15 protein-coding genes are annotated in these 15148 nt (G+C 61.9%); 9 read left to right on the forward strand and 6 right to left on the reverse strand.

Annotation, left to right across the window (positions count from 1 at the left end; translation table 11 throughout):
• Positions 1-63: 63 nt before the first annotated feature.
• Positions 64-468 (reverse strand): RNA-binding S4 domain-containing protein, encoded by a 405-nt coding sequence (locus tag J3P94_RS26045; RefSeq protein ID WP_434570345.1) that lies wholly within the window; start codon positions 466-468, stop codon positions 64-66.
• A gap of 301 nt (positions 469-769) precedes the next feature.
• Between J3P94_RS26045 and J3P94_RS26050 the strand changes: the two genes are divergently transcribed.
• On the forward strand, positions 770-1186 hold the full coding sequence (locus J3P94_RS26050; RefSeq protein ID WP_434574311.1) for an ATP-dependent zinc protease family protein: 417 nt from the start codon (positions 770-772) through the stop codon (positions 1184-1186).
• A complete protein-coding gene (rimK, locus tag J3P94_RS26055) occupies positions 1183-2088 on the forward strand; it encodes a 30S ribosomal protein S6--L-glutamate ligase (RefSeq protein WP_003196697.1) in 906 nt (301 codons plus the stop codon). Before J3P94_RS26050 ends, rimK begins: the two co-directional genes overlap by 4 nt.
• Before the next feature lie 131 nt (positions 2089-2219).
• On the opposite strand, the gene J3P94_RS26060 is transcribed toward rimK, so the two are convergent.
• Positions 2220-3533 (reverse strand): ATP-binding protein, encoded by a 1314-nt coding sequence (locus J3P94_RS26060; RefSeq protein ID WP_434570347.1) that lies wholly within the window; start codon positions 3531-3533, stop codon positions 2220-2222.
• 108 nt (positions 3534-3641) lie between these two features.
• Positions 3642-4382 carry an osmolarity response regulator transcription factor OmpR gene (gene ompR, locus J3P94_RS26065; protein WP_039592639.1) on the reverse strand — a complete coding sequence of 247 codons (741 nt, stop codon included), beginning with the start codon at positions 4380-4382 and terminating at the stop codon, positions 3642-3644.
• Positions 4383-4735: 353 nt separating this feature from the next.
• Between ompR and J3P94_RS26070 the strand changes: the two genes are divergently transcribed.
• The 7 genes from J3P94_RS26070 to tauD all read left to right on the forward strand — a co-directional run bounded on the left by J3P94_RS26070 (position 4736) and on the right by tauD (position 13063).
• Positions 4736-7060, forward strand: a complete 2325-nt coding sequence (locus J3P94_RS26070) for a Tex family protein (RefSeq protein ID WP_434570350.1) — start codon at positions 4736-4738, stop codon at positions 7058-7060.
• The gene (locus tag J3P94_RS26075; RefSeq protein WP_305497532.1) at positions 7060-7443 is read left to right on the forward strand and encodes a PaaI family thioesterase; all 384 of its coding nucleotides are present in this window, start codon (positions 7060-7062) and stop codon (positions 7441-7443) included. The genes J3P94_RS26070 and J3P94_RS26075 overlap by 1 nt, the downstream gene beginning before the upstream one ends.
• 270 nt (positions 7444-7713) lie before the next feature.
• The gene (gshA, locus tag J3P94_RS26080) at positions 7714-9297 is read left to right on the forward strand and encodes a glutamate--cysteine ligase (protein ID WP_434570352.1); all 1584 of its coding nucleotides are present in this window, start codon (positions 7714-7716) and stop codon (positions 9295-9297) included.
• A 245-nt stretch (positions 9298-9542) separates the two neighbouring features.
• Complete coding sequence (tauA, locus tag J3P94_RS26085) at positions 9543-10520, forward strand: taurine ABC transporter substrate-binding protein (protein WP_434570354.1); 978 nt, start codon at positions 9543-9545, stop codon at positions 10518-10520.
• A 20-nt stretch (positions 10521-10540) separates the two neighbouring features.
• On the forward strand, positions 10541-11335 hold the full coding sequence (tauB, locus tag J3P94_RS26090; protein WP_434570356.1) for a taurine ABC transporter ATP-binding subunit: 795 nt from the start codon (positions 10541-10543) through the stop codon (positions 11333-11335).
• Positions 11332-12171, forward strand: coding sequence for a taurine ABC transporter permease TauC (gene tauC, locus J3P94_RS26095; protein WP_434570358.1), 840 nt, complete (start codon positions 11332-11334; stop codon positions 12169-12171). Before tauB ends, tauC begins: the two co-directional genes overlap by 4 nt.
• A gap of 49 nt (positions 12172-12220) precedes the next feature.
• Positions 12221-13063: a taurine dioxygenase gene (tauD, locus tag J3P94_RS26100; protein WP_434570360.1), complete on the forward strand. Its 843-nt coding sequence runs from the start codon at positions 12221-12223 to the stop codon at positions 13061-13063.
• A 195-nt stretch (positions 13064-13258) separates the two neighbouring features.
• On the opposite strand, the gene mgrA is transcribed toward tauD, so the two are convergent.
• From mgrA to J3P94_RS26115, 3 genes are all read right to left on the reverse strand, one after another.
• Positions 13259-14296 carry an L-glyceraldehyde 3-phosphate reductase gene (gene mgrA / locus J3P94_RS26105; protein ID WP_434570362.1) on the reverse strand — a complete coding sequence of 346 codons (1038 nt, stop codon included), beginning with the start codon at positions 14294-14296 and terminating at the stop codon, positions 13259-13261.
• A 60-nt stretch (positions 14297-14356) separates the two neighbouring features.
• Positions 14357-14758: a type II toxin-antitoxin system HicB family antitoxin gene (locus J3P94_RS26110; protein ID WP_305501396.1), complete on the reverse strand. Its 402-nt coding sequence runs from the start codon at positions 14756-14758 to the stop codon at positions 14357-14359.
• Positions 14759-14850: 92 nt separating this feature from the next.
• Entirely contained in the window at positions 14851-15033 is a 183-nt protein-coding gene (locus J3P94_RS26115; protein ID WP_305497539.1) for a type II toxin-antitoxin system HicA family toxin, read from the reverse strand.
• Positions 15034-15148: the final 115 nt, after the last annotated feature.

Here is a 15148-nt window from a genome sequence, read left to right on the forward strand (position 1 = left end):
TGGGGCCGCTGCGCAGCCCAGCGGGAGCAAGCTCCCTCGCCACGGGCTAGATGTGCCGATGGTTTATTCGCTATTGCTGCCATGAAACCTGAACAGGTCGCGACGCTGCTTCTTGCTCGGCTTGCCATCGGTGCTGACGCCCAGGGCCCCGGCCTTGCGTTGTGCGGCCGCAGCTTCGCGCTTGGCGATGCTGGCGTCGGTCTCGCGATAGAGTGTCTGCGCTTCTGGCGCGCCGCGCCGCACAATCGACAGGGCTTCGACCACCACGGTTTTTTCATCGAACCCGGCGCGAATGACGTACTCGTCGCCGATACGTGGCTCTTTGCCAGGCTTGCAACGTTCACCGCGATGGTGAACCTTGCCGCTTTCGATGGCGGCCTTGGCCAGGGCACGGGTCTTATAAAATCGCGCTGCCCACAACCATTTATCGAGACGGACCTTGTCGTCCTCTTCGCTTTTTTGTGTCACTGCAATTCCTCTTTTCAACCAATAGCCAGAACTGTACTACCGTTTTTGTCGGGCGCACGAATCCGCTCCGACGGATAGAATGCCCGCCGAACCGCTCGCTTGCATTGGCATGCGCCGGTATCGGTTACACCTGTAAACAAGTACGTAGATAACTGTCGCCATTTTGTGATTATTCTGCGTGAATACCGCGATTGCGGAGCCCGCTATCCGATGCGCCAATTTCAGGTTGTTTTTATTGAAGACTTTTGACCATCTGACCGTCGTCGGTCTGCGCGAATGGGTGGCGCTCCCGGATCTGGGAGTGGCAGGCCTGCGGGCAAAAATCGACACCGGCGCCAGCACCTCCAGCCTGCACGCCACCGATATCGAGCCATTCGAGCGCGACGGCGAGAAGTGGGTGCGTTTCACCGCACACCTGGGGACGGTGGTGCAACTGCGCCACCGCCGCTGCGAAGCCCCGCTGGTGGCGCGCAAAACCATCAAGAGCTCCAACGGCCACGCCCAGGTCCGCTACGTGATCAGCACCACGCTGGCGCTGGGTGATCGGTTCTGGCGGGTGGAGTTCACCCTGGCCTGTCGTAAATCCATGCGGTATCGCCTGTTGTTGGGTTCCAAAGCCTTGATCGACGGCCAGCTGGTCGTCAATCCAGGCATCAAATACGTTCAAGACAAACCGGTATTTCCGGTGTCCACTACCTCTGCCACAGGTGTTGCATGAAGATCGCTGTGCTGTCGCGCAATCCGCGCCTGTATTCCACTCGTCGCCTGGTTGAAGCAGGGACGGAACGTGGCCATGAAATGGTGGTGATCGATACCCTGCGCGCCTACATGAACATCGCCAGCCACAAGCCGCAGATCCACTACCGCGGCAAACCGCTGGAAGGGTTTGATGCGGTGATCCCGCGTATCGGCGCATCGGTGACTTTTTATGGCTGCGCAGTGCTGCGCCAGTTCGAGATGATGGGGGTGTTCCCGCTCAATGAGTCTGTCGCTATCGCTCGCTCCCGAGACAAGCTGCGCTCATTGCAATTGCTCTCCCGACGCGGCATCGGCTTGCCGGTAACCGGGTTCGCCCACTCTCCTGATGACATTCCCGACCTGATCGCGATGGTCAACGGCGCGCCGCTGGTGATCAAGGTGCTTGAGGGCACCCAGGGGATCGGTGTCGTGCTGTGCGAGACCGCAACCGCGGCGGAATCGGTGATCGAGGCGTTCATGGGCCTCAAGCAGAACATCATGGTCCAGGAATACATCAAGGAAGCCGGTGGCGCGGACATTCGTTGCTTCGTGGTCGGCGATAAAGTGATCGCCTCGATGAAACGCCAGGCCAAACCCGGTGAGTTTCGCTCCAACCTGCATCGCGGCGGCAGCGCGAGCTTGATCAAGATCACCCCGGAAGAACGCATGACAGCCCTGCGCGCGGCCAAGGTCATGGGATTGGCGGTGGCCGGCGTGGATATCCTGCGCTCCAATCACGGACCGCTGGTGATGGAGGTCAATTCTTCGCCAGGCCTGGAAGGAATCGAGACCACCACCAGCAAGAACGTGGCGGGGATCATCATCGAACACCTGGAAAAAAATGGCGGGCCGAACATGACCCGGACCAAGGGCAAGGGTTGAATCAACACAAAGCCCTGTGGGAGCGAGCTTGCTCGCGATGCGGTGTATCAGCCAGCGTCAACTTTGCTGACTGACCGCAATCGCGAGCAGGCTCGCTCCCACAAGTCCTGAGTTTTACCTGAGGAAAATCGCTACACCGCATCCCGCGGCAGCATCAAGCCCAACGGCAACCGCACCCGGGCCTCCAATCCGCCGCCAGCTCGATTGCGCAGTTCGACGTTGCCGCCATGCATCGAGGCGATGCGCTTGACGATGGCCAGGCCCAGCCCGGTACCCTTCCCTCCCCGAGCCCGATCACCGCGGGTGAAGGGGTTGAAAATGGCTTCCAGCTCCGCTGGGTCGATGCCGGCGCCGCGGTCCATGACGCTCAGAACGACATAAGGCGCGCTGGTGTCGCCAGAAACATAGGCGGCGACTTCAACGCCCGTGCCGGCATGGTTGAGGGCGTTACCGATCAGGTTGTTCAACAGGCGCTTCATCGACACGCGGCGTAGCGGAAACGGCTGGATGGGCTCCAGGCGCAAGTGGACCTTCTCTTCGTTCTGGTTGTAGGGCGCAGCCACCTCCCGTACCAGCTCGCTGAGGTCCACCTCCTCTACCGATTCGTCACGACCGTCGCGAATGAACGCCAGGAACTGATCGAGAATCGCGTCCATGTCTTCGATATCGCGGACCATTTCGTCGGTCAGGTCGGTGTGCTCGCCCATCAATTCCAGCGACAGCCGCAACCGCGTCAGCGGCGTGCGCAGGTCATGGGAGACGCCGGCGAGCATCAGCTCACGTTCGCGTCCGGCCTGCTCGACATCCTCGGCCATCTGGTTGAAGGCGCGGTACACCTCGGTCATCTCGCTGGGCGTATCGCTGACGGGCAACCGCACGCTGCGGCCCTGGCCCAGTTGCCGGGCTGCATAGACCAGGCGCTTGAGTGGCTGGTTGAGCTGGCTGACGAAAATCCACGCCGAAGCCGTCGACAACAGGCCGATCGCCAGGAACCAGCCCAGCACGTTCCAGATTTTCTGGCCGCGCAGCGGATGGGGGTACAGCGGAACCTTCAGCCACCCATCGCCAAGGCTCGGCGCACGCACCCACAAGGCCGGCGGCGAATGCATGCGCAGCCGCACTTCGGTATCGGCGCCCAGTTCGGCCTGCATCTGCCGCTGGTAGATCTCGCTGTATGGCCAATGCTGCTCACCTTCAGGCACGCCGGCACCGACCACCCGGATCAAAGTCGCCGCCTCGGCGATTTTGACTCGATTGGTTTCGTCCGCTGCCCAATAGGCGCGCAGGGTCAAGGCAACGCCGTGACTGTATTGGCGGTCCACCAGCACGTCTTCGTTCATCAGCAGGTAAACCAGCGTCAGCGCCTTGGAAAACAGCACGACGATCAGCACCAGCCAGAGGGTGCGGGAGAAAAAGCTCTGGGGGAACCAGACGGGGGTCTTCATGAGTAACCGCTACATACTTGCAGGAGCGAGCGATGCTCGCACAATGACGGACCGCGAGTCGCCTGGAAAGATTTTCACCCGCCAGGCCGCGCTCCTACAAATCGCCGATCACTTGCCGGCAGCGCCATCCGGCACGAACACGTAGCCAACGCCCCAGACCGTCTGGATATAACGCGGCTTGGAAGGATCGGGTTCGATCATCCGGCGCAAACGGGAAATCTGCACGTCGATGGAGCGCTCCAGCGCATCCCATTCGCGGCCACGGGCCAGGTTCATCAGCTTGTCCCGGGTCAGCGGCTGGCGGGCGTTCATCACCAGGGCCTTGAGCACGGCGAACTCGCCAGTGGTGAGCATGTGGATCTCATCGCCGCGCTTGAGCTCGCGAGTGGCCAGCGACAGTTCATAGTCGCCGAAGGTCACGCTCTCGTCTTCGCTGCCCGGTGCACCCGGCACCGGCGCCGACTGGCGACGCAGGACAGCCTTGACCCGGGCCATCAGCTCGTCCGGGTTGAACGGCTTGGCCAGGTAATCGTCGGCGCCCAGTTCCAGCCCCTTGATACGGCTCAGCTCGTCGCCCTTGGCAGTGAGCATGATGATCGGGATCTGGTTGTTCGCGCCCCGCAGACGACGGCAAGCGGTCAACCCGTCCTCGCCAGGCAACATCAGGTCGAGGACCACCAGATTGAAAACCTCACGGGCCAGCAGCCGGTCCATTTGCTCGGTGTTCGGTACGGTGCGGGCGCGATAGCCCTTGCTGACGAAAAAGCGCTCCAGCAGGCTGCTCAGCCCCGGATCGTCGTCAACAATCAGAATTTTTTCGCCTTCAGCAGTTTGTGCGGTGCTGCTCATAGGAAGCTCCTTTGATCTTGGCGCGCATTATGGCTTAGCTGCCGTTATACGCACCGAGTGCATTGTTAGCAGATTTTTCCTCTATCTTCAGTAGCTCACCCATCCATCCCGCAGGTCACGACCCCCCCCGAACAGCGGAACGCTGGTTATAATGCGCGGCCTTTTGCGCCAGGGGATGCCGGATCGTTATACCGGCGCACCGTTCTCCCTGGCCAGGCAGCACTTTTTGAATTCAGCGGGTCACTGGCCGTCCCCTGCCCCCGGCAGCGACGCAAGCCAGGCCGCTCAACCAGCCTCGCCGCGCCCTGTTATTGTGGCGGCGGGCCTGATTTCACAATTTGTCAGGTGGTTTTATGGACAGCATCAACAGCCGCATCGCCGAGGAACTCGGCGTACGCCCGCAACAGGTCGAAGCGGCCGTCGCGCTACTCGATGAAGGTTCCACGGTGCCTTTCATCGCCCGGTACCGGAAGGAAGTGACCGGCAGCCTCGATGACACCCAGCTGCGTCATCTGGAAGAGCGCCTGCGCTACCTGCGAGAACTCGACGAACGGCGCATCAGCATCCTGGCGAGCATCCAGGAGCAGGGCAAGCTGACCCCGCAACTGGAACGCGACATCAAGCTGGCCGATACCAAGACCCGCCTGGAAGACTTGTACCTGCCCTACAAGCAGAAACGCCGCACCAAGGGCCAGATTGCCCTGGAAGCCGGCCTCGGCGAACTGGCCGACGGCTTGTTCAACGACCCCACGTTGGCGCCGGAAGCCGAAGCCGCGCGTTTCGTCGATGCCGAAAAAGGCGTGGCGGACATCAAGGCTGCGCTGGAAGGCGCCAAGTACATCCTCATGGAGCGCTTCGCCGAAGACGCGAACCTGCTGGAAAAACTGCGCAACTACCTCAAGCAGGAGGCGATCCTGAGTGCTCGCGTCATCGCCGGCAAAGAAGAGGAAGGCGCCAAGTTCCGCGATTACTTCGAACACGACGAGCCCCTCAAGAGCGTACCGTCGCACCGGGCCCTGGCAATTTTTCGCGGTCGCAACGAAGGCATCCTCAGCTCATCGTTGAAAGTCGGCGAAGAATTGCCCGGCACCATGCACCCGTGCGAAGGCATGATCGGCCAGCAGTTCGGCATCCAGAACCAGAACCGCGCCGCCGACAAGTGGCTGGCCGAAGTGGTGCGCTGGACCTGGAAGGTCAAGCTCTACACCCACCTGGAAACCGACCTGCTGGGCGAACTGCGCGACAACGCCGAGACCGAGGCGATCAACGTGTTCGCCCACAACCTGCACGACCTGCTGCTGGCCGCACCGGCCGGGCCGCGTGCCACGCTGGGCCTGGACCCGGGCCTGCGCACTGGCTGCAAGGTGGCCGTGGTCGATTCCACCGGCAAGCTGCTGGACCACGCCACGGTCTACCCGCATGTGCCGCATAACAAGTGGGACCAGACCATCGCTATCCTTGCCGCCCTGTGCGCCAAGCACTCGGTGGACCTGATCGCCATCGGCAACGGCACCGCCAGCCGTGAGACCGACAAGTTGGCCGCCGAGCTGATCAAGAAATACCCGGCCATGAAAATGACCAAGGTCATGGTCTCCGAGGCCGGCGCTTCGGTTTATTCGGCGTCGGAACTGGCCTCGAAGGAATTCCCGGACCTGGACGTGTCGATCCGTGGCGCGGTGTCCATCGCCCGTCGCCTGCAGGACCCACTGGCGGAACTGGTGAAGATCGACCCGAAATCCATCGGTGTCGGCCAGTACCAGCATGACGTATCGCAATTGAAGCTGGCCCGTGGCCTGGACGCCGTGGTGGAGGACTGCGTGAACGCCGTGGGCGTGGACGTGAACACCGCTTCGGTAGCATTGCTGGCGCGCATCTCCGGCCTGAACGCCACGCTGGCGCAGAACATCGTCACCCACCGCGACGAACACGGCGCGTTCAAGACCCGCGCCGCATTGAAAAAAGTCCCGCGCCTGGGCGAAAAAACCTTCGAACAGGCCGCCGGCTTCCTGCGCGTCATGAATGGTGACAACCCGCTCGACTCCTCGGCAGTTCACCCGGAAGCCTATCCACTGGTGCAACGCATCGCCGCCCAGACCGACCGCGACATTCGCTCGCTGATCGGCGACGCGGCGTTTCTCAAGCGCCTGGACCCGAAGAAATTCACTGACGAAACCTTCGGCCTGCCCACCGTGACTGACATCCTCCAAGAGCTGGAGAAACCGGGCCGCGACCCACGTCCGGAGTTCAAGACCGCTGAATTCCAGGAAGGCGTCGAAGACCTCAAGGACCTGCAACCGGGCATGATCCTCGAAGGCGTGGTGACCAACGTCACCAACTTCGGCGCGTTCGTCGACATCGGCGTGCACCAGGACGGCCTGGTGCATATTTCCGCCTTGTCGGAGAAATTCATCAAGGACCCGCGCGAAGCCGTGAAGGCCGGTGACGTGGTGAAAGTGAAGGTCATGGAAGTCGACATCCCGCGTAAACGCGTGGGCCTGTCGATGCGCATGAGCGACACGCCGGGCGAGAAAATCGACGGCGCCCGCGGTGCCCGTCCAGGCGCCGCGCCACGCCAGTCGCAGAACACCGCGCCGCGTAAGGAAACTGCCACCGCGGCCCCGGCGAATAACGCCATGGCCTCGCTGTTCGCCAACGCCAAGCAGCTGAAGAAACGCTGATGGAGGCGCCGGCCGGGTTGGTGGAGAGCGCGTTTTTCAAGCTGCTCGGCTGCCGTCTGCAGAGCCTCGGGGACGGGGTGGCGCAAGTCGCCCTGAGCCTTGAGCCGCCATTGCGCAACCGCGGGGGCAAGCTGCACGGCGGGGCGCTGTTCAGCCTGGTGGACATTGCCATGGGGCTGGCCTGCTCCAGCGTCCATGGCTTCGACCAGCAGAGCGCAACCATCGAGTGCAAGATCAACTACATTCGCGCCGTGTCCGACGGCGAAGTGCTGTGCACCGCCCGGGTCATCCACCCGGGCCGGCGCACGCTGGTGGTCGAGGCCGAGGTGATGCAGGGCGACAAGCTGGTCGCAAAAGCGCAAGGCACGTTCGCTGTCCTATAGCTCGCTGTCATCGATTTAGGGTAATTTCAACGCCATGAATGCCGTGCCGACCTCTATTGTGGGAGAGAGCCTGCTCGCGATAGCGATGGACCAGTCAATATAAAATTGACGGACATACCGCCATCGCGAGCAGGCTCGCTCCCACAGGGGCTGCGACGATCTGTCTTTGGCAGCACAAAAACCAGGCGAAAACGCCAGTTTCAACTTCACCCTTGTAGACCGTCTTGCCCACCCCCATATTGGGGCGACTGACGCGTGAAGGAATTCAACTTGAGCGACCTTTTAAACCGCCGCCTGGCCCTGCTCGGCGAGCGCGCCAACCTCTCCCTGCTCGAGCAGTGCCTGCACGGTATCGAACGTGAATGCCTGCGCGTCACGGGCGACGGGCGCCTGGCGCAGACCCCGCATCCCGAATCCCTGGGCTCGGCGCTGACCAACGAACAGATCACTACTGACTATTCCGAGTCGCTGCTGGAGTTCATCACCCCGGCCCTGGCCAACCCGGCCGACACCCTGCACAGCCTCGACAGGATCCACCGGTTTGTCTACAGCAAGCTCGGCGACGAGTACCTGTGGAGCCCTTCGATGCCGTGTCCGCTGCCGGCCGAGGAAGACATTCCGATCGCCTACTACGGCACCTCGAATATCGGTCGACTCAAGTATGTCTACCGCAAGGGCCTGGCCCTGCGCTACGGCAAGACCATGCAATGCATCGCCGGGATCCACTACAATTTCTCCCTCCCGGAAAAGCTCTGGCCCCTGCTGCGCCAGGACGAAGCCAGCGACGTGAGCGACCGCGACTTCCAGTCCTCGGCCTACATCGCGCTGATCCGTAATTTCCGCCGCTACAGCTGGTTGCTGATGTACCTGTTCGGCGCCTCGCCGGCCCTGGATGTCGGTTTCCTTCGCGGCCGTCCGCACCAGTTGGAACAACTGGACCCGGACACCTTGTACCTGCCCTACGCCACCAGTCTGCGCATGAGCGACCTGGGTTACCAGAGCAACGCCCAAGCCGGCCTGACACCTTGCTATAACGACCTGGCGAGCTACACCGACAGCCTGCGCAAAGCCGTGGCAACGCCCTATGCGCCTTATGTCGACGTCGGTACTCACCAGAACGGCGAATGGGTGCAGCTCAATACCAACATCCTGCAGATCGAAAACGAGTACTACTCCAACATCCGCCCCAAGCGCGTGACCTACACCGGCGAGCGGCCGATCCAGGCGCTGATGGCACGTGGGATCCAGTACGTCGAAGTGCGCTGCCTGGACATCAACCCGTTCCTGCCGATGGGCATCGACCTGACCGAGTCGCGCTTCCTCGATGCGTTCCTGCTGTACTGCGGCCTCAACGACAGCCCGCAACTGGAAAATAACGAGTGCAGCAACGCCACGAGCAACTTCCTGACCGTGGTCAAGGAAGGCCGCAAGCCTGGCCTGCAATTGCAGCGCCAGGGTCAATCGGTGGACATGCAAACCTGGGCCATGGAGTTGCTGGAAAAGATTGCTCCGCTGGCCGCCCTGCTTGACCAGAGCCAAGGCGGTGATGCCCATCGCCAGGCTCTCGACGCGCAACAGGCAAAAGTCCGCGACCCGTCGCTGACGCCATCCGCCAAGGTCTTGGCCGCCATGGCCGAGCACCAGGAAAGCTTCGCCCAGTTCTCCCTGCGCCAGAGCAAGGCCCACGCCGAGTTCTTCCGCGCCGAACCGTTGTCGACCGAAGAGCAAGTCGCGTTCGAAGAAACCGCTCGCCAGTCCTTGGTCCAGCAAACCGAGCTGGAGCAGAACGAGGTGGGGGATTTCGACGTGTTCGTGGGTTCGTATCAGGCGAGCATTCTGGCGATCAGTAACTGAGCTCCTCTTGACGAGGACGCTTCCGTGGCGAGGGAGCTTGCTCCCGCTGGTCTGCGCAGCAGGCCCATCTTGCGGCCGCTACGCAGCCGAGCGGGAGCAAGCTCCCTCGCCACGGGGTTATCAGCCATTCTGGATAGATGTGTTCGCAGATAAGCTAATTCGAAAAAGTTATTTATTTACTTATTCTTAGATCATTTAGTCTCCTCCAACGCCGACTCTCCGGCGGCCTGTTGAGGAGCTTCCCCATGTCTTTGCGTTTCCCCCTTCGCCTTCTCGCGGCCGCTTCCCTGGCCGCGGCGAGCCTTTTCGCCCACGCGGCCGACCTGACCGTGGCCTATCAGACCACCGTCGACCCGGCCAAAGTCGCCCAGGCCGACGGCGCTTATGAGAAAGCCACCCAGGCCAAGATCAACTGGCGAAAATTCGACAACGGTGCCGATATCATCGCAGCCATTGCTTCGGGCGATGTGCAGATCGGCTATCTGGGTTCCAGCCCGCTGACCGCCGCCATCACCCGCAAGGTTCCGGTGGAAACCTTCCTCATCGCCACCCAGATCGGCGCCGCCGAAGCCTTGGTCGCCCGTGATGGATCCGGCATCAAGACTCCGCAGGACCTGATCGGCAAGAAAATCGCCGTGCCGTTTGTTTCCACCGGCCATTACAGCCTGCTCGCCGCGCTGAAACACTGGAACATCGACCCGTCGAAAGTCACCGTGCTCAACCTGGCGCCACCGGCCATCATCGCCGCCTGGAAGCGCGGCGATATCGACGCCACCTACGTCTGGGACCCGGCCCTGGGCGTGGCCAAGGAAAACGGCAAGGTGCTGATCACCTCCGCTGAACTGGCCCAGTTCGGCGCGCCAACCTTCGACGCCTGGATCGTGCGCAAGGATTTTGCCCAGAAGCATCCCGAGATCGTCACGGCTTTCGCCAAGGTCACCCTGGACGCCTACGCCCAGTACCGCAAGGACCCGCAAGCCTGGCTGGCCGACGCATCGAACATCGACAAGCTGGTAAAACTCTCCGGCGCCAAGGCCAGCGACATTCCGTTGCTGTTGCAAGGCAACGTATTCCCGTTGGCCGCCGACCAGGTGGTCAGCCTCGGTGCCCCAACCACCCAGGCCATCACCAACACCGCCGCGTTCCTCAAGGAGCAAGGAAAGGTTGAAGCCGTGCTGCCGGACTACACGCCATACGTCAGCGCCAAATACATCACCCGCTGATCAAGACAGGAGACGTCGAGATGGCCTTGCTACAGCTGGAGCGCATCAGCGCACAGTACCCCGGCGCAACGAAACCGGTACTGGCGGATATTTCGTTGACCTTGGGCCCGCAGCAGTTGCTGGTTGCCCTCGGCCCCTCCGGCAGTGGCAAGACTTCGCTGCTCAACCTGATTGCCGGGTTTGTGGAACCCAGCGCCGGCCAGATCACCCTGGACGGCATTCCCGTCAGGGGCCCGGGTGCCGAGCGCGGCGTAGTGTTCCAGGACGATGCGCTGTTGCCCTGGCAAGACGTGTTGGCGAACGTCGGATTCGGCCTGGAGCTGGCGGGTGTTGCCAGGGAGAAGCGCGAGGCTCGCGCTCGGGAAATGCTCGCCCTGGTGGACCTGGCCGGTTTCGAAAAGCGCCGTGTCTGGCAGCTGTCGGGCGGCCAGAAGCAACGCGTCGGGCTGGCACGCGCGCTGGCGGCTGATCCACGGGTATTGCTGATGGACGAACCTTTCGGCGCCCTGGACGCGTTCACCCGTGAACAGATGCAGGAACTGCTGCTGCAAGTCTGGCAACGTACCGCCAAGCCGGTGTTCCTGATTACCCATGACATTGAAGAAGCGGTATTCCTTGCCACCGACCTAATCCTGCTGGCCCCCGATCCGGGGCAAATCGTCGAGCGCCTCAGCCTGGATTTCGGGCGCCGCTACGGCGCGGGGGAATCGGCGCGGTCGATCAAGTCCGACCCGCGCTTCATCGAAACCCGCGAGCATGTGCTGGCGAAAGTGTTCTCCCAACGCAGCGCTACTCGGCAACAGGAGCGCGCATGAGCAGCTATGAAGTTCCAGCCGTGGCCAGCGACGCCGTGGCCGCCCGCCCTCCAGTCCTCGCGCGCCGTACCCTGAGCACGCGATGGATCAGCGGCGTGACGCTGGTGGCGCTGCTGTTGCTCTGGTGGGCCGTAACCGCCAGCGGCCTGATCGAACCGCTCTTCCTGCCGCCGCCCTCCGCCGTGCTGCAAAAAGGCTGGCTGCTGGCTACCAGCGGCTACATGGACTCCACGCTCTGGCAGCACCTCGGCGCAAGCCTCGGGCGGATTGGCCTGGGCCTGCTGTTCGCGGTGTTGACGGCGGTGCCGGTGGGTATCGCCATCGGTGCCAACCGTATTGCCCGCGGCGTGCTCGATCCGCTGATCGAGTTCTACCGGCCGATTCCACCCCTGGCTTACCTGCCGCTGATCGTGATCTGGTGCGGCATCGGTGAGCTGTCGAAAGTCCTGCTGATCTACCTGGCGATTTTCGCCCCGATCGCCATCGCCACTGCAACCGGCGTGCGCACCGTCGACCCGGCGAAACTGCGCGCTGCCCAATCGCTGGGGGCCACGCGCGCGCAACTGATTCGCCATGTGATCGTACCCAGCGCCCTGCCCGACATCCTCACCGGTATCCGCATCGGCCTGGGCGTGGGCTGGTCGACGCTGGTCGCCGCCGAACTGATCGCGGCCACCAGCGGCCTGGGGTTCATGGTGCAGTCGGCAGCGCAGTTCCTGGTCACCGATGTCGTGGTGCTGGGAATCCTGGTGATTGCGCTGATCGCCTTTGCCATGGAAATGGGCCTGCGCGCCCTGCAACGCAAACTGGTGCCGTGGCACGGCCAGGCCCACTGAACCTTTATTGACCACGCCGACCATTCGGCGCCGATCCGAGAGAACGACGATGAGCCGTCCGACCGTTACCCCTCTGAGCGTTGCCCTCGGCGCGCAGATCAGCGGGATCGATATCAGCCAGCCACTGGCCCCGGAAGACCGTGACATCATCGAGCAGGCACTGCTCGAATATCAGTTGCTGTTCTTCCGCGACCAGCCGATCGAACCCGCACAACAGGCCCGTTTCGCCGCGTACTTTGGCGACCTGCACATTCACCCGATCTACCCCAACGTGCCGGAGCAGCCCGAAGTGCTGGTGCTCGACACCGCCGTCACCGATGTGCGCGACAACGCGGTGTGGCACACCGACGTGACCTTCCTGCCGACCCCGGCCATGGGCGCGGTACTCAGCGCCAAGCTGCTGCCGGCATTCGGCGGCGATACGTTGTGGGCCAGCGGCATCGCGGCCTACGAAGCCTTGTCGGCACCGTTGAAAAGCCTGTTGGAGGGCCTGACGGCGACCCACGACTTTACCCGTTCGTTCCCGCTGGAACGCTTTGGCAACACGGCGGAAGATCGGCTACGTTGGGAAGAAGCACGGCGCAAGAATCCACCGCTGTCGCATCCGGTGATTCGCACTCATCCGGTGAGCGGCCGCCGCGCACTGTTCGTCAACGAAGGCTTCACTACGCGCGTCAACGAGCTGTCGGAAACCGAAAGCGAGGCGATCCTGAAATTGCTGTTTGCCCATGCGACGCGTCCGGAGTTCACCGTTCGCTGGCGCTGGCAGGCCAATGACGTGGCGTTCTGGGACAACCGCGTGACCCAGCATTTCGCCGTGGACGACTACCGTCCCAACCGGCGGGTGATGCACCGGGCGACGGTGCTGGGGGATGTGCCGTTTTTCAGGTGAGCCCTGCCTGAATCTTCCAAACGACCCATATCCCCGTGGCGAGGGAGCTTGCTCCCGCTGGGCTGCGTAGCAGTCCCAAAATCTCGGATCAGTTCATCATGCGCAAGCAACATGAACTGGGGGCCGCTTCGCGACCCAGCGGGAGCAAGCTCCCTCGCCACGGGTCCTGCGTTCAACCTGATAAACCGGCTGGAATTACTCAGCTGTAGAAGGTTTCTCCCACAGGTTGATCCCGCCCTCTTGGGCAAACCGGTCGATCTCGGCCAGTTCTTCGGCGCTGAACTCGAGATTTTGCAGCGCCCCGACGTTCTCGACGATCTGCTCCGGTCGGCTGGCGCCGATCAGGGCCGAGGTGACCCGCGGATCGCGCAATGTCCAGGCCAGGGCCATTTGCGCCAGGCTCTGGCCGCGACGCTGGGCGATCTCGTTGAGGGCGCGTACGTGGGCGATGTTTTCATCTGACAGATGCGAGGCCTGCAACGAACCGCCGCCCGGGCGATTGACCCGCGCATCGGCGGGAATGCCCTTGAGGTATTTGTCGGTCAGCAGGCCCTGCGCCAGCGGTGTGAAGGCGATCACGCCGGTGCCCAGTTCCTCGGTGGCGTCCAGCAAGTCCTTCTCGACCCAACGGTTGAGCAGGTTGTAGGCCGGCTGATGGATCAACAGCGGCACTTTCCATTCCTGAAGCAGCGCCGCCATTTCCCGGGTCTTCACCCCCGAATAGGAAGAAATGCCAATGTACAGGGCCTTGCCCTGCTGCACGGCGGTGGCCAGGGCGCTGGCGGTTTCTTCCAGTGGCGTGTCGGGATCGAAACGGTGGGAGTAGAAGATGTCCACGTAATCCAGACCGAGGCGCTGAAGGCTCTGGTCAAGGCTGGCCAGCACGTATTTGCGCGAACCGCCGCCCTGGCCATAAGGGCCTGGCCACATGTCCCAGCCGGCCTTGCTGGAGATGATCAGTTCATCGCGGTATTGCTGGAAATCTTCCCGCAGCAACCGGCCGAAATTGATTTCGGCGCTGCCGTAGGGCGGGCCGTAGTTGTTGGCCAGGTCGAAGTGGTTGATACCCAGGTCGAATGCCGTGCGCAACAAGGCCCGCTGAGTGTCGATCGGCGTGCTGTCGCCGAAGTTGTGCCACAAGCCGAGTGACAAGGCCGGCAGTACCAGCCCACTGCGCCCGACGCGGCGGTAAGGGATGGATTCGTAGCGGTTTTGCGCAGCGGTGTAGGTCATCGAAAAAGCTCTCTGTTCGGACGGCTGGTGGCAGAAGCTAACATTTCACAGACGCACCAGTCAGGTCGAAAGTTCGCGCAAGGCCGCTGCTGCCAGAAAACCCGAACGCGAGCTGTAACGCTGGTCTCGTCGCACGGTTTGATCGATACGCTCAAGCAATTGCTCGGGCAGTGTGGCGTTGAACCGCACCGACTTTCCGAAATAGGGCGTGACATCAAACTCAACCACGCCCCATATCCCCCCGGCGTATTGCGGATCGTCGAGATGATCGTCAATTTCATGGATCTTTGGCAGCGGTTCGCCGTCGGCTATCAGGCCTTCATAGTGCAACGAGAGTGCTTCTCTCACATTTTCGAATGCCTGGCTCACCGTACTGCCTGCGGAAAAACAACCCGGCACATCCGGGACCGTCACGCCGTATTCGGAATCGGCATCCTTGTGCAGAACGACCGGAAATTTCATGTGGACGAATCCTTCCTTCAGACCCGGCAACCGCAGCAACCGGTCTGATAATAATGCATCCCCATCGGGGATTTCGTAATCGGTCATGACCTTCATTTCAGGCCCGCCTGTTTCAAAATGCTATTGATCGTGCCTCTGGGCAGATCGGCGTCAGGGTGCTTGATCGTCACCCTCCCAGCCTTGAAAGCGTGTTTATACTGATGATGACTACCCTTGACCGCCACCAGATACCAACCATCCTCTTCGATCTTCCTGATCATTTCCCGACTTCGCATCACCTATGCCTTATTCGACAGCTCTGCCGGAAAACTCTAGCTGTGAAAGAGGGTTTTGATACACACAATACACACCCTGAAAGATATTAGCTCAACTCTCCAACTGATGCACCGT

Origin of the sequence: Pseudomonas sp. Z3-8, from assembly GCF_051131975.1 — a bacterium.
GTDB lineage: Bacteria > Pseudomonadota > Gammaproteobacteria > Pseudomonadales > Pseudomonadaceae > Aquipseudomonas.